Annotated in this window: 21 protein-coding genes; 10 read left to right on the top strand and 11 right to left on the bottom strand. The window is 67.4% G+C overall.

From position 1 onward, the window contains the following. Positions 1-6: 6 nt before the first annotated feature. Entirely contained in the window at positions 7-1,125 is a 1,119-nt protein-coding gene (gene dnaN, locus GGR88_RS12525; RefSeq protein ID WP_167955509.1) for a DNA polymerase III subunit beta, read from the bottom strand. A 112-nt stretch (positions 1,126-1,237) separates the two neighbouring features. After that, entirely contained in the window at positions 1,238-1,870 is a 633-nt protein-coding gene (locus GGR88_RS12520) for an outer membrane protein (RefSeq protein ID WP_167955507.1), read from the bottom strand. A gap of 202 nt (positions 1,871-2,072) precedes the next feature. Between GGR88_RS12520 and GGR88_RS12515 the strand changes: the two genes are divergently transcribed. The 7 genes from GGR88_RS12515 to GGR88_RS12485 all read left to right on the top strand — a co-directional run bounded on the left by GGR88_RS12515 (position 2,073) and on the right by GGR88_RS12485 (position 8,954). After that, positions 2,073-2,498 (top strand): hypothetical protein, encoded by a 426-nt coding sequence (locus GGR88_RS12515; protein WP_167955504.1) that lies wholly within the window; start codon positions 2,073-2,075, stop codon positions 2,496-2,498. 17 nt (positions 2,499-2,515) lie between these two features. After that, the gene (rlmN, locus tag GGR88_RS12510) at positions 2,516-3,721 is read left to right on the top strand and encodes a dual-specificity RNA methyltransferase RlmN (RefSeq protein WP_245196911.1); all 1,206 of its coding nucleotides are present in this window, start codon (positions 2,516-2,518) and stop codon (positions 3,719-3,721) included. A gap of 95 nt (positions 3,722-3,816) precedes the next feature. Further along, positions 3,817-4,782, top strand: coding sequence for a glutathione S-transferase family protein (locus GGR88_RS12505; RefSeq protein WP_167955502.1), 966 nt, complete (start codon positions 3,817-3,819; stop codon positions 4,780-4,782). Positions 4,783-4,815: 33 nt separating this feature from the next. Beyond that, positions 4,816-5,637, top strand: a complete 822-nt coding sequence (locus GGR88_RS12500) for a cytochrome b/b6 domain-containing protein (protein WP_167955500.1) — start codon at positions 4,816-4,818, stop codon at positions 5,635-5,637. Further along, positions 5,634-6,389, top strand: coding sequence for a molybdopterin-binding protein (locus GGR88_RS12495; RefSeq protein ID WP_167955498.1), 756 nt, complete (start codon positions 5,634-5,636; stop codon positions 6,387-6,389). The genes GGR88_RS12500 and GGR88_RS12495 overlap by 4 nt, the downstream gene beginning before the upstream one ends. A gap of 57 nt (positions 6,390-6,446) precedes the next feature. After that, a complete protein-coding gene (locus GGR88_RS12490) occupies positions 6,447-7,667 on the top strand; it encodes a class I SAM-dependent methyltransferase (protein WP_167955496.1) in 1,221 nt (406 codons plus the stop codon). Between the two features lie 33 nt (positions 7,668-7,700). Next, positions 7,701-8,954 (top strand): argininosuccinate synthase, encoded by a 1,254-nt coding sequence (locus GGR88_RS12485; protein ID WP_167955494.1) that lies wholly within the window; start codon positions 7,701-7,703, stop codon positions 8,952-8,954. Here the strand turns inward: GGR88_RS12485 and GGR88_RS12480 are convergent. Beyond that, positions 8,840-10,126, bottom strand: coding sequence for a glycosyltransferase family 87 protein (locus tag GGR88_RS12480; protein ID WP_167955492.1), 1,287 nt, complete (start codon positions 10,124-10,126; stop codon positions 8,840-8,842). The genes GGR88_RS12485 and GGR88_RS12480 overlap by 115 nt on opposite strands. A 122-nt stretch (positions 10,127-10,248) precedes the next feature. Between GGR88_RS12480 and GGR88_RS12475 the strand changes: the two genes are divergently transcribed. Then, entirely contained in the window at positions 10,249-11,787 is a 1,539-nt protein-coding gene (locus GGR88_RS12475; RefSeq protein ID WP_167955490.1) for a hypothetical protein, read from the top strand. Here the strand turns inward: GGR88_RS12475 and GGR88_RS12470 are convergent. Further along, positions 11,784-12,512, bottom strand: a complete 729-nt coding sequence (locus GGR88_RS12470; RefSeq protein ID WP_167955488.1) for a class I SAM-dependent methyltransferase — start codon at positions 12,510-12,512, stop codon at positions 11,784-11,786. The genes GGR88_RS12475 and GGR88_RS12470 overlap by 4 nt on opposite strands. After that, the gene (locus GGR88_RS12465) at positions 12,512-12,925 is read right to left on the bottom strand and encodes a GtrA family protein (protein WP_167955486.1); all 414 of its coding nucleotides are present in this window, start codon (positions 12,923-12,925) and stop codon (positions 12,512-12,514) included. Before GGR88_RS12465 ends, GGR88_RS12470 begins: the two co-directional genes overlap by 1 nt. A gap of 92 nt (positions 12,926-13,017) precedes the next feature. Between GGR88_RS12465 and GGR88_RS12460 the strand changes: the two genes are divergently transcribed. Beyond that, positions 13,018-14,799 carry an AcrB/AcrD/AcrF family protein gene (locus tag GGR88_RS12460; protein ID WP_167955484.1) on the top strand — a complete coding sequence of 594 codons (1,782 nt, stop codon included), beginning with the start codon at positions 13,018-13,020 and terminating at the stop codon, positions 14,797-14,799. Here GGR88_RS12460 and GGR88_RS12455 read toward each other — a convergent pair. The 5 genes from GGR88_RS12455 to GGR88_RS12435 all read right to left on the bottom strand — a co-directional run bounded on the left by GGR88_RS12455 (position 14,796) and on the right by GGR88_RS12435 (position 18,189). After that, positions 14,796-15,422, bottom strand: a complete 627-nt coding sequence (locus tag GGR88_RS12455) for a MarC family protein (protein ID WP_167955482.1) — start codon at positions 15,420-15,422, stop codon at positions 14,796-14,798. The genes GGR88_RS12460 and GGR88_RS12455 overlap by 4 nt on opposite strands. Then, complete coding sequence (gene folD / locus GGR88_RS12450; RefSeq protein ID WP_167955480.1) at positions 15,419-16,276, bottom strand: bifunctional methylenetetrahydrofolate dehydrogenase/methenyltetrahydrofolate cyclohydrolase FolD; 858 nt, start codon at positions 16,274-16,276, stop codon at positions 15,419-15,421. Before folD ends, GGR88_RS12455 begins: the two co-directional genes overlap by 4 nt. Before the next feature lie 2 nt (positions 16,277-16,278). Continuing rightward, positions 16,279-16,572, bottom strand: coding sequence for a YggT family protein (locus GGR88_RS12445; RefSeq protein ID WP_167955478.1), 294 nt, complete (start codon positions 16,570-16,572; stop codon positions 16,279-16,281). A 76-nt stretch (positions 16,573-16,648) separates the two neighbouring features. Continuing rightward, positions 16,649-17,536 (bottom strand): acetylglutamate kinase, encoded by an 888-nt coding sequence (gene argB, locus GGR88_RS12440; protein ID WP_167955476.1) that lies wholly within the window; start codon positions 17,534-17,536, stop codon positions 16,649-16,651. Further along, positions 17,533-18,189: a queuosine precursor transporter gene (locus tag GGR88_RS12435; RefSeq protein WP_167955474.1), complete on the bottom strand. Its 657-nt coding sequence runs from the start codon at positions 18,187-18,189 to the stop codon at positions 17,533-17,535. Before GGR88_RS12435 ends, argB begins: the two co-directional genes overlap by 4 nt. A 96-nt stretch (positions 18,190-18,285) precedes the next feature. On the opposite strand from GGR88_RS12435, the gene GGR88_RS12430 reads away from it, so the two are divergent. Continuing rightward, positions 18,286-18,654, top strand: coding sequence for a DMT family transporter (locus GGR88_RS12430; RefSeq protein WP_167955472.1), 369 nt, complete (start codon positions 18,286-18,288; stop codon positions 18,652-18,654). Here the strand turns inward: GGR88_RS12430 and GGR88_RS12425 are convergent. Further along, on the bottom strand, positions 18,615-19,484 hold the full coding sequence (locus GGR88_RS12425; protein WP_167955470.1) for a 3-hydroxyacyl-CoA dehydrogenase NAD-binding domain-containing protein: 870 nt from the start codon (positions 19,482-19,484) through the stop codon (positions 18,615-18,617). The genes GGR88_RS12430 and GGR88_RS12425 overlap by 40 nt on opposite strands. Positions 19,485-19,495: the final 11 nt, after the last annotated feature.

The following is a 19,495-nucleotide window of genomic DNA, read 5'->3' as shown; positions in this document are numbered from 1 at the left end:
CGTCGGTCAGACGCGCATCGGCATCAGCACGTAGAGAGCCTGGCTCTCGTCATTCTCGCGGATCAGCGTCGGGGCGCCGGCATCGGCCAGGTGGACCTCAACCAGATCGCCTTCGATCTGGCCCAGGATGTCCATCAGGTACCGGGCGTTGAAGCCGATCTCCAGCCCTTGCGCGGCATAGTCGCCCGGCACTTCCTCGGAAGCGGTGCCGTTTTCCGGGCTGGTGACGGAGAGCGTCACCTTGTCGCGGTCCAGCGCCATCTTCACCGCGCGCGTCTTGTCGCTGGCGATCGTCGCGACACGGTCGACACCCTGCATGAAGCTCCGCGGGTCGAGCTTCAGCAGCTTGTCGTTGGCGGTCGGGATGACGCGGGAATAGTCGGGGAACGTGCCGTCGATCAGCTTCGACGTCAGGATCGCCGCGCCGAAATCGAAGCGGATCTTGGTCGCCGACAGCGATACCTCCACCGATCCATCGACCTCGTCGAGCAGCTTTCTGAGTTCCGCCACGCACTTCCGCGGCACGATGACGTCCGGCATGCCGCTGGCGCCGTCCGGCTGCGGCACCGTCACCCGGGCCAGCCGATGGCCGTCCGTCGCCGCCGCCTTCAGCACCGGGCCGGCCGATCCGTCCTCCGCCACATGGAGGAAGATGCCGTTCAGATAATAGCGCGTTTCCTCCGTCGAGATGGCGAAGCGCGTGCGGTCGATGATCGTCTTCAGGGTGGTCGCCGGCAGCGAGAAGCGGTGCGGCAGCTCCCCTTCCGCGATCACCGGAAAGTCGTCGCGCGGCAGCGTCTGCAGGTTGAACCGCGCCCGGCCGGCGACGATCTGCACCTTGCCCTCCGCCGCGGTCAGCACGACCTGCGATCCTTCGGGGAGCTTGCGGGCGATGTCGAACAGCGTGTGCGCGGACACGGTGATCGCGCCCGGCTGGTCGACCGCCGCATCCACCGTTTCCACGATCTGTAGGTCCAGATCGGTCGCCATCAGGCGCAACCCGCCGCCCGCCGCCGCCTCGATGAGCACGTTCGACAGGATCGGAATGGTGTTGCGCCGTTCCACCACCGATTGAACGTGGCCGAGGCTCCGCAGCAGCACCGCGCGTTCGATCGTCGCCTTCATCGTTACCTACCCCCGGGGCGGAGCGCCCATGACCGTCCCCGTTCTCCTGACGAAAAAAGGGGGTCGGAGCAAGCGCCCCGACCCCCCAATTCCGCAACCGGTGCGCGATGGCTCAGAAGCGGACGCCGACGCCCGCGACCACCTGGTGCCGGTCCAGATCGATGCCGGTTTCCAGGTTGAAGTCGTCGTCCTCGTAGTTGAGCGAGCTGTAGTTGGAGTACCGGTACTCCAGCTTGCCATAGGCGTTCGGTCCGAACAGGAACTCGGCACCGGCGCCCAGGCGGAAGCCGTCGACGTTCAGCCGGTCCTCGAACACGTCGGTGCCGTTGTCGAAGCGGCTCTCGATGCGCGTGTTGGTGTAGCCGCCCTTGGCATAGATCATCGTGGTCGGCGTGACGGGGAAGCCGACGCGCAGGCCGGCATACAGGTCGCGGCCGGTCTCGAGGCGGCTGTCAACGACGCCGTCGCCGAAATCGAGCGTGCCTTCCGAATTGCCGGTGGAATCGCTGATCTCGCCCTCGGCGCCGACGACCACGCCGCCCAGCTGCACGTCATAGCCGACCGCCAGGCCGTACTGGAAACCGTCGATGCCCTCGACGTCCTCGCCATCGGCGTCGCCCGGACGGACATTGTCATAACCGGCCAGGCCTTCCACACGCAGACCGGTGAACGGCGCGTCGGCCTGGGCGAAGGCGGGGGTGGATGCGGCACCGGCAAGGGCGGCGGCGAGAATGATCTTACGCATGAAATGCTCCAACAATAGCTCCGGACAGCGGAGCGACGAGGCCAGATCGCACAACGCGACCGGGCGTTGCATGAACGCCAGACAACAAGCCGACATGTTGCATAACGGCAACAAACGCGTACATCTGGCGTTCATCATCGGAGCCGCCGTCGCGGTTTGCGGCGGTTTCGCTCCGGTCGCGGCTTTAACCCGTGTTGCACCCGTGCCGCTCGCGGTTCGCGACAGCTGGGGCGCATTCATCGACCAACAACAGGACCGCTGCTGGGCGGTGGCGCGCCCGGAAGCCGACGGCACCCGGCGGGGCAGCGCCGCCGCCTATGTCGCGATGGCACGCGGCACCCTGCCCCGGCTTCAGATCACCACCGCCGGCCCGGTCGCCACGGCGCGGCTGCTGATCGACGGCCAGGCTATTCCCCTTGCGGGCAGCGACACGCTGTGGTGGCCGGCGGCGGCGGACGCCCGCGTGCTCCGCGCGCTGCGCGGCGGACGCACGATGACAGTGGCCGGGCGCGGCGCGGACGGGCGCGTGATCCGGCACCGCTTCCTGCTCGGCGGCGCGGCCACCGCCATCGATGCGGCGATCCTGGCATGCGCGCCGTCGCGCCCGGTCGCAAATCGGCCCCAATAGTCCCATATGGGCGCGCGATGACCGCTTCCGCCGCCCCCATGCCGATCCCGGGCCATGTCGACCCCGTTACCGTCCCGCGCGAACCCGCGCCGCGCGCCGACGGGCGCATCGACCTTGTCGGCCTGTCGCGGGCGGAGATCCAGGCGGCCCTGTCGGCGGCCGGGCTGGACGCGCGCCAGTCGAAGCTGCGCGCCAAGCAGATCTGGCATTGGATCTACAATCGCGGCGCCACCGCCTTTGCCGACATGACCGACATCGCCAAGGCGCAGCATGGCTGGCTTGAGGCGCGGTTCGTGGTCGCCCGGCCGGACGTGGTGGAGGCGCAGGTGTCATCCGACGGCACGCGCAAGTGGCTGCTCCGGTCGCCGGACGGTCATGACTATGAGATGGTGTTCATCCCCGATGCGGACCGCGGCACGCTGTGCGTGTCGAGCCAGGTGGGCTGCACGCTCAATTGCCGTTTCTGCCACACGGGCACGATGCGGCTGGTGCGCAACCTCACGGCCGGGGAGATCGTTGGCCAGGTGATGCTGGCGCGTGACACGCTCGGCGAATGGCCGTCGCAGCCTGAAGGCCGCATGCTCACCAACATCGTCATGATGGGCATGGGCGAGCCGCTCTATAATTTCGACAATGTCCGCGATGCGCTGAAGGTCGTGATGGACGGGGACGGCCTTGCCCTTTCGAAGCGCCGGATCACGCTGTCGACGTCGGGCGTCGTGCCGATGATGGCGCGCGCGGGCGAGGAGATCGGCGTCAACCTTGCCGTGTCGCTGCACGCCGTCACCAAGGACGTCCGCGACGAACTCGTCCCGCTCAACAAGAAGTACGGCATCGACGAGCTGCTGGCCGCCTGCGCCAGCTATCCCGGCGCCAACAACGCGCGGCGCATCACGTTCGAATATGTGATGCTGAAGGACAAGAACGACAGCGATGCCGACGCCGAGGAGCTGGTGCGCCTGATCCGCCACTATCGCCTGCCCGCCAAGGTGAACCTCATCCCGTTCAACCCGTGGCCGGGCGCGCCCTATGAATGCTCGACGCCCGAACGGGTCCGCCGCTTTTCGGACATCGTGTTCGAAGCCGGCATCTCCGCACCGGTGCGGACGCCGCGCGGGCGGGACATCGATGCCGCATGCGGCCAGCTGAAGACCGCGGCGGAGAAGAAGAGCCGGGCGGAGCTCGACCGTGCGGCCGCCGCCGAACTCGCGCCGCTCGGCTGATCGCACGCGGCAACGACCCGTTTCCGCCAGAACAGGGATAGCGGGCGCCGCCACGGACGTTCCCCTTCCTGAACGGCTTCAGGAACGGTGACGGCATGGGCAGGATGATCGAGGGTCGCTGGCACGCCGGCGAGGCGACCGCCGGGAACGAGGGCGGCGCCTTCAAGCGCGAGGACAGCGGCTTTCGCCGGTGGATCACGCCGCACGGGGAGCCCGGTCCCGACGGGCAGGATGCCGTTCCGGCAGCCGCCGGCCGCTATCATCTCTACGTCAGCCATGCCTGCCCCTGGGCGCACCGCACGATGATCGTCCGTGCGCTGAAGGGTCTGGACAGCCTTGTCGACGTTTCCGTCGTCGATCCGCTGATGCGGGAGGACGGCTGGACGCTGAAGGGGCGGGATGGCGGCAGCGGCGACCGGATCGGCGAGAGGCGCTTCCTTCATCAGGTCTATGCGGCTGCCCGGCCCGACTACACGGGCAAGGTGACGGTGCCCGTCCTCTGGGACCGCGAACAGAACGCCATCGTCAACAATGAATCCTCGGAGGTCATCCGGATCTTCAACCAGGCCTTCGACGATCTGGGCGCGGCGCCGGGCGACTTCTACCCGCCGGCGCTTCGCACCGACATCGATGCGGTCAACGACCGGGTCTACCGGACGCTCAACAACGGGGTGTACCGCTGCGGCTTCGCCACCAGCCAGGATGCCTATGACGAGGCGGTCGGTCCCTTGTTCGAGACGCTCGACTGGCTGGAGGCTCGGCTGGCGGGGTCCGATTGGCTGGTCGGCGATCAGATGACGGAGGCCGATATCCGCCTCTTTACCACGCTGATCCGCTTCGATCCGGTCTACCACATCCACTTCAAGTGCAGCGTGAAGCGCATTGCCGACTATCCGGCGCTGTCCCGCTTCGTCGCGCGGATGATGGGAGACGATCGGATCGCCGCGACCGTGCACTTCGACCAGATCAAGGCGCATTATTACCGCAGCCATGTCGACCTGAACCCAAGCGGCATCGTGCCGGCCGATCCGGTGCCGCTGGTGCCGGGCACGATCGGCTAGACGAACCGCACCTTGATGGATCATGATGCTGTCATGACGGATCGGGCCGACACACAGCCGATGATCTACCGCCACCGCCTCGCGACCAGGCTCTGGCACTGGGTGAACGTCGTCGTGCTGTTCGTCCTGCTGATGAGCGGGCTGATGATCTTCAACGCGCATCCGCGGCTCTACTGGGGCAGCTACGGCGCCAACTTCGACCAGGCCTGGCTGGAGATCGGCGCCACCCCCGATGCCGGTGTGCTGAAGATCGGATCGCTCACCGTTCCGACGACGGGAGTGCTCGGGCGCTGGACGGATCCGGATGGAAACGTCCAGACGCGCGCCTTCCCGCACTGGGCGACGATCCCGTCCAGCTACGATCTCGCGGGCGCCCGGCGGTGGCACCTGGCCTTTGCGTGGATCTTCGCATGGGGTCTGCTCGCCTTCATGGTCGCCAGCCTCGTCAACCGCCACATCGCGCGCGACCTGAAGCTCGGCCGGCGGGAGCTGTCGCCAAGGCGTTTGTGGCACGATGCAAAGGACCATGCCCGGCTGCGCTTCCCGACCGGCCAGGAAGCCAGGCGCTACAATCCCATCCAGGTGATCAGCTATGTCGGCGTCATCTTCGTGGCGCTGCCGCTTCTGATCGCGACCGGACTCACCATGTCCCCGGGGCTGAACGCGGCGGCTCCGTGGCTGCTCGACCTGCTCGGCGGGCGGCAATCGGCCCGCTCCCTTCATTTCATCGCGGCCGTGGCGGTTGTGCTGTTCACGATCGTCCATATCCTGCTGGTTCTGCTCTCCGGTCCGCTCAACCAGCTGCGCGGCATGGTGACCGGATGGTGGCGGCTGCCGGCGGAGCGGCAACCATGATTCTGACCCGGCGCGCTCTGGTGACGGGTGCGGCGCTTGGCGCCGGCGGGCTGCTGTCGGGCTGCGACGCGCTGAATGGGAGCGAACGGTTCCAGCGTATGATCGCGCTGGCGGAAGGCGCCAACCTGCGCATCCAGCGTGCCGTGACCGCCCGCGGTGCGCTGGCGCGCGAGTATCGGCCGGAGGAGCGGTCGCCGGTGTTCCGGTCGAACGGCACGGCCATGCCGTCGACGCCTCTCTACCAGAATCTGCTCGCCGGCGGCTTCGCCGACTGGCGGCTGGCAATCGACGGGCTGGTCGCGCGCCCGCTCAGCCTGTCGCTTGGCGAACTGACGGCGATGCCCGCGCGCGAGCAGATCACCCGCCACGACTGCGTGGAAGGATGGAGCGCGATCGGAAAATGGCGGGGCGTGCCGCTGGCGGGCCTGCTCGATGCCGCCGGGGTGCGGCCATCCGCCCGCTATCTCGTGTTCCACTGCGCCGACCTGTTCGGGAGCGCACCCTATTACGAGTCGATCGACATGGTCGATGCCCGCCACCCGCAAACGATCCTCGCCTACGCGCTCAACGACCGGATGCTGCCGGTGGCGAACGGTGCGCCGCTGCGCCTTCGGGTCGAGCGGCAGCTGGGCTACAAGCACGCCAAATATCTGATGCGGGTGGAAGCGCGCGACACGCTGGCCGGTATCGGCCAGGGCAAGGGCGGCTTCTGGGAGGATGTCGCCGGCTATGAATGGTATGCCGGCATCTGACCCTTCATTTGAAGGGTGGGCCTCGACACTCGCGATCGATTGAGGGAAAGGCCGGGCGTGCTTCTGGCCCGCTATCTCGACAAGCTCGTCCGTCGCGGGGTGCTCACCGTCATCGAGGCGGACGGCACCACCAGCCGCTTCGGCACGCCCGATCCCGTCTTTCGCGACGTCACCATCCGCTTCACCGACACGGGCGCGCCGGCCGCCATCGCCCGCGCGCCGCGGGTGGGGGCAGGCGAAAGCTACATGGACGGGCGGATGGTGGTCGACGATGGCGACGTCCGCGACCTCGTCCGGCTGATCCAGGCGAACGGCCGGTGGGAAGACGGCCGCACCATCGACAATGAAGGCCTCGTCCGCGGCCTCGTCGACCGTGCCGCCGCCGCGATCGGGCGGCTCAACTGGGAACGCCGCGCGCGCGCCAATGTGCGCCATCATTACGACCTCAGCGACCGGCTCTACGAGCTCTTCCTCGATCCGGAGCGGCAGTACAGCTGCGCCTATTTCCGGTCGCCGGACGAGACGCTGGAACAGGCCCAGGCCAACAAGATGGCACTGATCGCGCGCAAGCTCGCGCTTGAACCCGGCATGCGGGTGCTCGACATCGGCTGCGGCTGGGGTGGCCTTGCCCGCTACCTGGCGCGCACGCACGGCGTCACCGTGCTCGGCGTGACGCTCAGCGAGGAGCAGATCCGCTACGCGCGGGAGCGGACCGCGGCCGAGGGTCTGTCCGACCGCGTGTCCTTCGAGCTGATCGACTATCGCCGCGTCACCGGCCGCTTCGACCGGATCGTCTCGGTCGGCATGTTCGAACATGTCGGTCCGCCCAACTACCGGCAGTTCTTCTCGACCTGCTCGCGCCTGCTGGGTGACGAGGGGGCCATGCTGCTCCACACCATCGGCCGCCTCGGCGCGCCGGGGCAGACGGACGCCTGGACCCGCAAATACATCTTCCCCGGCGGCTATTCGCCCGCGCTGAGCGAGATCGTGGCGGCAAGCGAGGGCACCAAGCTGATCGCGACCGACGTGGAGACGCTCAGGCTCCATTACGCCATGACCCTGTCGCACTGGTACGACCGCGTGGTCGCCGCCCGCGCCGAGATCGAGGCGCTCTACGACGCCCGGTTCTTCCGCATGTGGCAGTTCTACCTGGCGGGCGCGCAGGTCAGCTTCGAACATGGCGGCATGTGCAACTACCAGGTCCAATATGCGAAGGGGCGGCGCACGCTGCCGATCACGCGGGACTATCTGCTGGCGGACCGCGCCCCCGCCCCTTAAGTGCGCGCCCGGACCCTAACGCACGGAGCCCCGATGGCCGACAAGATCAACCGCGTGGTGCTCGCCTATTCCGGCGGGCTGGACACCAGCGTCATCCTGAAGTGGCTGCAGCAGAATTACGGCTGTGAGGTGGTGACCTTCACCGCCGACCTCGGCCAGGGCGAGGAGCTCGAGCCCGCCCGCGCCAAGGCCGAGCTGATGGGCGTCCGGCCCGAGCACATCTTCATCGACGACCTGCGCGAGGAGTTCGTCCGCGATTTCGTGTTCCCGATGATGCGCGCCAACGCGCTCTACGAGGGGCTCTACCTGCTCGGCACGTCGATCGCCCGGCCGCTGATCGCCAAGCGCCAGATCGAGATCGCGCGGCAGGTCGGCGCCGACGCGGTCAGCCACGGCGCCACCGGCAAGGGCAACGACCAGGTCCGGTTCGAACTCGGCTACTACGCGCTCCAGCCCGACATCCGCGTGATCGCGCCGTGGCGCGAATGGGACCTCACCAGTCGATCGAAGCTGATCGAGTTCGCCGAAGCGCACCAGATCCCGATCCCGCGCGACAAGCGCGGGGAGGCGCCCTTTTCCACCGACGCCAACCTGCTCCACACCTCGTCCGAAGGGCTGGTGCTGGAGGATCCCTGGGCGGAGGTGCCGGACTATGTCTTTTCCCGCACCGTCAATCCGGAGGATGCGCCCGACCAGCCCCAGCTCGTCACGGTCGCGTTCGAACGCGGCGACGCGGTGGCGGTGGATGGGGAGGCCCTGTCGCCTGCCGCGCTCCTCGCCCGCCTCAACGATCTTGGCCGCGCGCATGGCATCGGCCGGCTCGACCTCGTCGAGAACCGCTTCGTTGGCATGAAGAGCCGCGGCATGTACGAAACGCCGGGCGGCACCATCCTCCACGCCGCCCACCGCGCGATCGAGCAGCTGACGCTCGACCGCGGCGCCGCGCACCTGAAGGACGAGCTCGCCCCGCGCTATGCCGAGCTCATCTACAACGGCTTCTGGTATTCGCCGGAGCGCGAGATGCTGCAGGCCGCAATCGACCACAGCCAGGAAAAGGTCGACGGCGAGGTCCGGTTGAAGCTCTACAAGGGCGGCGTGCACGTCGTCGGGCGGCGCTCCGCCAACTCGCTCTATAGCGAGAAGGTGGTGACGTTCGAGGACGATGCCGGCGCCTATGACCAGCGCGATGCGGCGGGTTTCATCAAGCTCAATGCGCTGCGGTTAAGGCTGCTCGGCCGCCGTGATGCGTCTGGGGATGAGCCCGTTTCGCATACAGCCAGGCGGTAACGCGTCCAGCTTAGGCCGGCGAGGAACAGTGGCATGAGGGGAGCGCCGATGAGCGCCAAGACCATGCCGAGCTGGGCCGCGCAGAAGCCGAGCATAGCGAGGCGCTCATCGCTAGGCCGCAGCCGGGGATCAACAAGCGCGCAGGCGGCCGCGAAACAGGGGACGACCAGATCGTAGTTGAAGGCATAGGGAAGAATTAGGAATGTGGCTGGGGATGCCAGTAGGGCGAGGTCTCGCAGCGTAGCGCCTCGGATGGCGGCATGAACGACAAGACAGAACCCGAATGCCCCGAATAGAACCTGACCAATCCAAGCCGCAACTCCGCCTGCACCGATCAAGAAGATTGCGGACGCCGGGGAGGTCGCCATCAGGCCGTAAAGCTGCCCTCTTCCATCAATCATGGTTGCCTGAGTTGCTGACGTGACGAAAAGATATTCGCGCCAAGGATCAAGACCGAACAGCAAGATACTTGTGCCGATCAAGGCAAATACCGCGGCTGCCGCCGAGGCGATCGGCGTCCACGCTCGTCGAAGAAGCAAGACGACGGGCACGAGGATGGCCAAGTGGGGCTTGATGATTAACAGGCCGAAGAGCACCCCCGCTAGCACCGGCCGATTTGCCTCCAGCGCCCGCCAGCCGCAGAGAAGGAGCCCACCGAAGAGAAACCCGTAATGACCAGCCCAAATGTTCATTGTGGCAGCTGGCAGCGCTAGCAGCAGGGTAAGTGGAAGTTGGCTTGCTGACGTCCACCATGGCTTCGCAGCCCATAGGAAAAGGGCTCCGGTGGTGATCAACCAGATTATGAGCGCCAGAGGATAAGGGAGCAGCGCAAATGGCACGGTTAGGATGAGGGTTGCCGGAAGGTAGGAATAATTGTGAGGCCCGATCGGACCGAAAAAGCTTTGTTGTGCTGCATGGTAGCGGCCGAGATCATAGATTACGTCAGCTTGACCGGACAGGATCAGTTTTCCTGCCGTCCATACATTGATGAAATCGCGGCCAGCGAAGGCACCGTTCATGATCCGGCCGCCGTCAAAAACGGTGAGATCCAGGACGATCAAAATCACGACAAGCAAGTTGCCAACCATCCACAGCGCCGGCTGATACAAGGGGCGCCGCGTGTCAGCCAGCGCGGGTCTCTTTATGGTCGCTCGTCCGTCCTTCATAAGCATGATCTAGCTGGGAATGCTTAACGTTCGTTTGCCGCGCGCTTCGCCCGGCTAGGTGTTAATCCACCGCAAAGCGAGCTGCCGCGCTTGCGGGCACCCTGACGTGCCTTTAGGTCAATTCTGGCATGGATCGGGCACAACGCGGCGACTGGTGGTCACGGCCATGGCTGTTGGTGGCGGTCGTCCTCCTGACCGCGCTGCCGCTCCTGTGGCCCACCGTCCCGCCGCTGGTCGACCTGCTCGGCCACATGGGCCGCTACCATGTGCAGCTGGGCATCGGGCAGGATCCGCAGCTTGCCCGCTGGTACAGCTTCGAATGGGCGGTGATCGGCAACCTCGGCGTCGACCTGCTGGTGGAGCCGCTGGCGCCGCTCCTGGGGCTGGAACATGCGGTCAAGCTGATCGTCGCCCTTATCCCGCCGCTGACCGCCGCGGGCCTGCTGTGGATCGCGCACGAGGTGCACCACCGGCTGCCGCCGACGGCCTTCCTGGCGGTGCCGCTCGTCTACAACTATCCCCTGTTCTTCGGCTTCGCGAACTTCTCGCTCGCCATGGCCTTCGTGTTCGTCGCCTTCGGGCTGTGGCTGCACCTGGCGCGGCGCGGGCGGCTCGCGCTCAGGGCGGCGATCTTCCCCGTCATCGCCGTGCTGATCTGGATCACCCATGCCTTTGGCTGGGGGACGCTGGGCGTGCTCTGCTTCTCGGCGGAGCTGATCCGGCAGCATGACCGCGGCCGGCGGTGGCACCGCGCCCTGATCCCCACCGCGATCGGGGTGTTGCCGCTCACGCCTCCGATCCTGCTGATGCTCCTGTGGCGCGGCGGCGGCGATGCGGGGGGCATGACCGGCGGCTGGTTCGCCATGGAAGCGAAGCTTGCCTATTTCGGCATGATCCTGCGTGATCGGTGGGCCGGGTTCGATATTCTGGGCATGGTGGTGCTGATCGTCGCCCTGCGTGCCGCGCTTGTCGACCGCCGGCTTGAACTGTCACGCCACCTGGCGATCTCCGCCGTGTTCCTGCTCGGCGTCTACCTGCTTCTGCCGCGCATCGTGTTCGGGTCCGCCTATGCCGACATGCGGCTGGCGCCCTACATGCTGGCCGTGGCGGTGATCGGCATCCGCCTCACCCCGGCCGCCACCGCCCGCTTTGCGGGTGCCCTCGCCGTCGCCGCGCTGCTTTTCCTGGGCGTCCGGCTCGGCGGCAATTTCTGGAGCGCGGTGCTCTACGACCGCGCATTCACGCGAGAGCTTGCCGCCCTGGACCATGTCCCGCCGGGGTCCACGCTGGTCACGCTCGTTGGCAAGCGCTGTGTCGAGGGATGGTGGCGGTCCCGGCTCGACCATATCCCCGGCATGGCGCTGGTGCGTCGCGGTGCCTTCGCCAATGATCAATGGGAAGCGGCGGGCGCGCAGCTCCTGCGCGTCACCTTTGACGAGGCGCGCCCCTTTGTCTCCGATCCGTCGCAGCTCGTGACCTTCCAGCAATGCCGGCGCGAACGCTGGCTGCCGATCTCGCGCGCGCTGCCCGCCATCCGGCGCGACCTGTTCGATCATGTGTGGATTGTCGATGCGCCGCCGTTCGATCCACGCCTGCTCGACGGCATGACGCCGGTGTGGCGGCGCGGACGATCGCTGGTTCTGCGGATCGACCGTCCCGCGCGCTAGCGGGCCCGCATCACCGCCGCGATCGAAACGCCGAACGGCAACGGGACGCGCCCTGCCACGAAGCGTTCCAGGCCGAAGATGCCGGCAAGCAGGCGATTGACCGGCGGCGACGGCATGGCGTCGTCGGCGGTCTGCTTGTTCGTGATCTTGCCGGCGATGCGCGCCGCTGCCGCGACCGGGAACAGCAGGCTGTTGAAATGCGACAGATGATCGACGGTCAGCCCCGCTTCCGCCGCTTCCCGCCGCAACGCACCGGCCGTGTAGCGGCGGTGGTGGTGGTGGTGGACGTCGTGTGCGCTCCACATCCAGGGGTTGGCCGGCACCGCCACCAGCAGGCGCCCGTCGGCGGCAAGCTTCTCGCGAAGCGCCCTGAGCGCGCCGACACCGTCCTCGACATGCTCCAGCACATCCAGCAGAGCGATCAGCTGATAGGCGCGGTCGGGCACGCCCGGCAGTTGGGGAAGCGGCGCGGCGCCGATCGGGCGACCCAGCCGCCGCTCCGCGATTGCCCGCGCCGGGGCGTCGAGCTCCAGCGCGTCGACATGGCCGAACCGGCCGAGCATCTCCAGATTGTGCCCGGTGCCGCAGCCGACCTCCAGCACGCGCGCGCCCGGCGCCATCGGCACCTGCCGCTCGATCAGCGCCGACAGGTATCGGCGCCGCGCGACATACCACCAATGTTCGGCGTCCTGCTCCGCCATGCGGTCGAAAACGGCGCGGTCCATCAGGCGTACACCCAGCGGCGGTGAAGAACGAAGGTGACCAGCGGTGTCACGAAGATGAAGGGCAGGATCGGCCACCAGGTCGGCCCGCCCATCTGCTTCACCAGCACCCAGACGAACAGCTGGTTGAGCGCGAAGCCGAGCAGGTTGACCAGGAGGAAGCGGACCGATCGTGCGCCCATGCGATCGCGGCTGCCATGGTCGCGAAAGCTGATCCGGCCATGCAGCACGAAACCGATCCCGCTCCACAGCAGGAAGGCGATGGTCAGCGCGACCTGAGAATCGAGCCCGACGGGCGTCGCCAACAACCAGTAAACGGCCGAAAAGCCGATCGTCACCAGGCCGCCCGTGATGCCGTAACGGACGATCTGGCCCAGGGTGCCCCGCGTTGCCGCCTGACCGATGGCGATGCCCATGCGTTCCCGTTCCACCCTGCCCGAAGATCCTGATGCGCGGATCCTGATTATGCCCTAGTCGGGCAACCGTGCTGATGGAACCACGATCTTGGATGGCCCGGTCGCGCCGGTGGCTCGGGGCAGCGGAGCAGCATTGGCTGCGCATGGTGCTTCTGGTTTGGCTGGCGCTTGCCGTCTGGCTGCTGTGGGATCGCTATCGGCTGATCCTCGGCTTCGCGCTTGGCGACACCGACGACAATCTGCGCATCACCCAGGTCCGCGATTGGCTGCAGGGGCAGGCCTGGTTCGACCTGCGCCAGCACCGCCTGTCGCCGCCGGCCGGGTTCGATATCCACTGGTCGCGGCTGGTGGACCTGCCGATCGCCGGGCTGATCCTGCTGTTCCGCCCTTTCGTCGGCGGCGTGGATGCCGAACGCTGGGCCGTCGCGCTCGCCCCGCTGCTGCCGCTCGGCCTGATCCTTGTCTCCTTGTCGCTCACCATCCGCCGGGTCGTCGCGCCCCTCGCCTTCTGGCTTGCGCCCGCCCTGCTGATCACCTCGGGCTATGTGCTGGGCATGGTTCAGCCGCTCAGGATCGATCATCATGGCTGGCAGCTCGCCTTGCTCGCGACGATGGTGGCCGGGCTGGTCGATCCGGCGCGCAACCGCGGTGCGGTCGTGGCGGCGGCGGCAACCGTGCTGTCGCTGGTGATCGGCCTGGAAATGCTTCCCTATCTTGCGATCGGCACCGGCATCATGGGCCTGCGCTGGGTTGCGCTGGGGGAGCCCGCGGCCGATCCGCTCCGCCGCTACGCCGCGACGCTCGCCGCCGGGTCCGCCGTCGGCTTCCTGCTGTTCGCCTCCCAGGCGAACCGCGCGCCCGTGTGCGACGCGCTGTCGCCCGTGTGGCTGTCCGCCACCATCGGCGGCGGTGCGCTGTTCTGGCTGATCAGCCATTTCGGGCGGCTCGGCTGGCCGGGTCGACTGGCGCTGGCGGGTGCGGCGGCGCTGCTGCTCGCCGGCGGCTTCGCGCTGGCCTGGCCCGACTGCCTTGGCCGGCCGGAGGGGGTGTCGCCGGAACTTGAACGCCTGTGGCTGTCCAACGTGCGGGAAGCGCGTCCGGCATGGCGTCTGAAGCCCGACCTCCTTTACCCCATGATCCTGCTGCCGGTCGCCGGGCTGATCGGCGCCGGCCTCGCCATCTGGCGCGGGCGGCGCAGCGCGCTTGTGCTCGACTGGATCGCGATCTTTCTTCTCGTCGCAACGGCGGCGGGCCTGCTCGCCTGGCAGACCCGTGCGGCTCCGGCGGCCCAGCTGCTCGCGATTCCCGCGGCCGCCGCGCTCGCCTGGACCGTCGGGCGGGCCCTGCTGGCGCTGCCGACGCTCGCCATGCGCGCGGTAGCATTGTTCGTGCTGTTCATGATCGTGTCGGGTGTTGGATTGTCCGGCGTGCTGAAGCTGGTGCCGAAGGATCCTCCCCATCCCCGCACCGCAGCCGTCAACTTGGCCAACAACCGCTGCCCGACCTTGTCCGCCCTCCGCCCGATCGCCCGCATCCGGCCGCCGCAGACGATCTTCACATTCGTCGATCTGGGGCCGCGTCTGCTGGCGACCACCCGCCACCGCGCGATCGCCGGACCCTATCACCGCAACGGCGATGCGATCGTCGCGGTGCACCACGCGTTCGACGGCACGCCCGATCGCGCGCGCCAGATCATGAAGTCGCGCGGCGCGACTTTGCTGATGGTCTGCCCGAACATGTCGGAATCGACGATCTACCGCGCGCGCAGCCCGAAGGGCTTCTACGCGCAGCTCGCCTCCGGCACCCGGTTCGGCTGGCTCGATCCGCTCCCCTTGCCTCCGAACAGCCCGTACCGGCTCTGGCGGATCCGCTAGGCGGCGGTCATGCTCGCGCGGATGCCGTCCAGCACGAACTGGGTGGCAAGCGCGGCAAGGATCACGCCCAGCAGCCGGGTCACCACCGCCTCGATGCGGGTGCCGAGCACGCGCATGATCGGCCCCGCGGCAAGCAGCGAGACAAGCATCAGGGCGAGGTTGGCAAGCATCGCCGCCAGGATCACCGCACCCCCCGCGATACCCGAAGTGCCCGACACCAGCAGCATCGCCGTCGCGATCGAACCCGGACCGGCGATCATCGGCATCGCCATCGGGAAGATGGAGACGTCCTCCACCTCCGGATCGGCCATGACCTTTTCGGCCCGGTCTTCCCGCCGCTGCGTGCGCCGCTCGAACACCATGTCGAGCGCGATCAGGAACAGCATGATCCCGCCGGCGATGCGAAAGGCGTCCAGGCTGATCCCCAGGGCGGACAGGAACGCCTCGCCGAACAGCGCGAAAACCAGCAGGATCAGCGTACCGACACCCACAGCCCGGTAGGCCATCTGCCGCCGTGCGTCCGGCGACGCTCCCGTTGTCAGGCTGGCGAAGATCGGCGCGCAGCCGGGCGGATCGATGACCACGAAGAAGGTGACGAAGGCCGAGACGAACAGCTCGATCATGCCAGCCCTTCGCGGCGGCGCGCTGCCTCCACGGTGTTGGCGAGCAGCACGGCGATCGTCATCGGTCCAACCCCTCCCGGCACCGGCGTGACCGCTCCCGCGACCGTCATCGCTTCGTCGAAGGCGACATCGCCCACCAGGCGACCTTCGACCCGGTTGATGCCGACATCGATCACCGTCGCGCCCGGCTTCAGCCAGTCTCCCCGCACCATCTCCGGTCGGCCGACGGCAGCAACGACGATATCGGCGCGAGAGACGATCGCAGGCAGGTCGCGCGTGCGGCTGTGCGCGATCGTGACCGTGCAGCTTTCGGTAAGCAGCAGCTGCGCCATCGGTCGCCCGACGATTGCCGATCGGCCGATCACCACCGCATCAAGGCCGGAAAGCGACCCGAGCTGCTGCCTCAGCAGGAAGATGCAGCCCTTGGGCGTGCAGGGGACGAGCGCGGGGAGCCCGCTTGCAAGGCGACCGACGTTCAAGGGATGGAAGCCGTCGACGTCCTTTGCCGGATCGACGGCGGCGATCACGGCGTCGCTGTCCAGGCCAGCCGGCAGCGGCAGTTGAACAAGGATGCCGTCCACGGCGGGATCGGCGTTCAGCCGATCGATCAATGCCATCAGCGTGGGCTGATCGATGTCGGCCGACAGCCGATGGACCTGCCCCGCCATGCCGGCCGTGCGGGTCGCCTTCTCCTTGGAGCCGACATAGACGGCGCTCGCCGGATCGTCGCCGACCAGCACGACAGCAAGGCCGGCGTGACGGCCGGCCGCCGCCTGGAAGGCGCGGGCCTCCTCCGCCACCTGCTCGCGCAGGGCGGCCGCCGCTGCCTTGCCGTCGATCAGCGTGGCCGGCACGATCAGGAAACCAGCGATGCGTAGAGGTTGGGCAGGATGATCGTGCGCAGGATCATCAGCGCCAACAGCACCACCAGCGGCGACAGATCGAGCGCACCCAGATCCGGCATGATGCGCCGGATCGGCCGGTAGATCGGTGCCGTGATCCGATCGAGCGCGATCAGGGCCGATCGGACGAAGTCGTTATAGGTGTTGATGACGTTGAACGCGACCAGCCAGGACAGCACCGCCTGGATGATGATGACCCACCACAGCACGTCGAGAAGCACGAACAGGATCTGGAAGATGGTGGTCACGGGGCACTCCAATGGTGTTGCGGCCCGAATAGCCGATTCGAGGCCGCTTCGTGAAGGGCGGGTCGACCAGCAGCCGTCAGGCGCGGATCAGCGTGCCGGCACCCTGCGCCGTGAACATTTCCAGAAGCATCGCATGTGGGACCCGCCCGTCCAAGATGACGGCGGCGTCGACACCCGATTCCACCGCCTGCACGCAGGTCGCGACCTTGGGGATCATGCCGCCGCTGATGGTCCCGTCCGTCATCAGCCCGGCGATCTCGGTCGGTGACAGATTGGTCTGCAGCACGCCTTGCTTGTCGAGGACGCCGGCCACGTCCGTCAGCAGAAAGAAGCGGGAGGCGCCGAGCGCGCCCGCAATCGCCCCCGCCATCGTGTCGGCGTTGACGTTGTAGGTCTGCCCATCCTCGCCCGTCGCAATCGGCGCGATCACCGGGATGATGCCGGCGTTCATCAGCGTGTCGAGGACCGACCGGTCGACATGGGCGGGCTCACCCACGAACCCCAGGTCCACATGCCGCTCGATCCCCTGCAGCGGATCCGCGTCCCGGCCCGAGATCTTCTCCGCGACGACCAGGCCGCCGTCCTTGCCCGACAGGCCGACCGCACGCCCCCCGGCCGCCCCGATCCAGGAAACGATCTCCTTGTTGATCGATCCGGCGAGAACCATCTCGGCGATCCGCGCGGTCTCGGCGTCGGTCACGCGCAGCCCGCCGACAAAGGTGGACTCGACGCCGAGCCGCTTCAGCATCGATCCGATCTGCGGACCACCGCCATGCACCACGACCGGATTGATGCCGACCGCCTTCAGAAGGACGATGTCCTCGGCAAAGCCGCGCTGAAGCTCCGGCGAGCCCATCGCATGGCCGCCATATTTCACCACGAACGACTTGCCGGCGTAGCGTTGGAGATAGGGCAGCGCCTCGACGATCGTCTCCGCCTTGGCGAGGTTCACCGTGTCCGTCATGCCGGCGCTCCATCCAGTCGCCGGCCGATCGCGACCAGCAGATAGATCACCGCCGGCACCATCACCGCAGACAGCACGACCTTGGCCAGCATCTGCCCGATCAGCAGCTCGGCGATGGGGAAGACGCCAAGGAAAGCGATGGTGACGAACAGCAGTGTGTCGACGATCTGGCTGAGCATGCTCGCCACGCCCGCGCGCAACCACAACAGCCGCCTCCCCTCCGCTCCGCGCATCCGGGAAAAGATCGTGACGTTGAGGAAGGTGGAGATGCCATAGGCGATGATGCCCGCCACCATCAGCCGCGGGCTCTGTCCCAGCACGAGCTGAAAACCATCGCGGCGCGCAGGCTCCATCTCCTCTGCCGCGGGCAGCGACAGCACGAGCAGCGTGAGAAGGATGGAGAGCACCAGCGGAACGAACCCGAACAGCACCAGCCGATTGGCGATGTCCCGGCCATGGAGCTCCGCGACGGTCGACGACAGGGACACCAGCAGCAGGAACGGGAAGATGCCTGCTTCCACCGCCAACGGACCCAGATCCACCTGCTTGTTGCCGAGCACGCCGGCGATGCAGGTCATTCCGCCGTAAAGGACGGCAAAGGCGAAAAGGGACGGCGCGATGGCGCGGCCGCCGGAGCGGTGGGGCTCGAGCATCGCGGCGGCCTAACGCAAGCCCGCGCGCCTCGCCAGCGGCGATTGAACAACGCGGCCCGCGATTGATAGGGCGGCGCAAACCGAACGGAGAGCGCGATGACTGCCTGGATCATGCTCGGCCTCGCGATCGCGCTGGAGATCGCCGCGACATCGCTGCTGAAGGCGGCGAACGGCTTCACCCGGCCGGCATATGGCGTCGCGTCGATCGCGCTCTATGCAGCATGCTTCTGGCTGCTGGGCCATGCTTTCACCCGCATCCCAATGGGAATCGCCTACGCGATCTGGTCGGGTGTGGGCATCGCCGCCATCGCACTGATTGGCTGGTCTCTGTTTCGCCAGCCGCTCACCGCCGTCCAGGTCGGCTGCATCGGGCTGATCCTTGCAGGCGCGGTCGGCTTGAACCTCGCGACGCCGACACCGTCGGATCAGCGTGTGGGAACGGGTGTGTCGCCCGACCAGTCGTAAAATCCGCGCTTCGTCTTCTTTCCGAGCCACCCGGCCTCGACATATTTGACGAGCAGCGGCGCGGGTCGAAACTTCGGATCGCCCGTGCCGGCATGAAGCACCCGCGTGATCTCCAGGCACGTGTCGAGCCCGATGAAGTCAGCCAGCGTCAGCGGCCCCATGGGATGATTGAGGCCGAGCTTGCAGGCCGCATCGATGTCGGCAACGGTCGCCACGCCCTCGCCGAGCGCGAACACCGCCTCGTTGAGCATGGGCATCAGCACGCGGTTGACGATGAAGCCGGGCGCATCGTTGGCATGGACGACATGCTTGCCGAGCGCCTGTGCGTAAAGCTCCACCGCACGCACCGTCTCGTCCGACGTCGCGAGGCCGCGGATCAGCTCGATCAACCCCATCACCGGAACGGGATTGAAGAAATGCACGCCGACGAACCGCTTCGGATCGGGCGACGCCTGCGCCAACCGGGTGATCGGGATCGAGGACGTGTTCGTGGCAAGGATGGCCTGGTGGCCGAGCACGCGGCCGACATTCTCGAAGATGGCGCGCTTCACGTCCTCACGCTCGGTCGCCGCCTCGATGACCAATTGAGCGGCCGCCAGCGGTTCGAGCGTCCCCACAGGCTCGATCCGCTCAAGCGCGCGGTCCCGCGCTTCCGGCTCGAGGTCGGACTTCTCGACCGCACGTGACAGCCGCTTGGCGATGCCCGCCTTCCCTGCCTCTGCCCGATCAAGCGCGACATCGGCCAAGAGCACGCGGTAACCTGCCTGCGCCGAAACCTGCGCGATCCCGGCTCCCATCTGCCCCGCCCCGATCACCGCAATTACGTTCATCGCCATCTCCC

Origin of the sequence: Sphingomonas jejuensis, from assembly GCF_011927695.1 — a bacterium.
Classification (GTDB): domain Bacteria; phylum Pseudomonadota; class Alphaproteobacteria; order Sphingomonadales; family Sphingomonadaceae; genus Sphingomonas_K; species Sphingomonas_K jejuensis.
The sequence above is the reverse complement of the archived record's forward strand: the minus strand, read 5'-3'. Positions and strand labels throughout refer to the sequence as shown.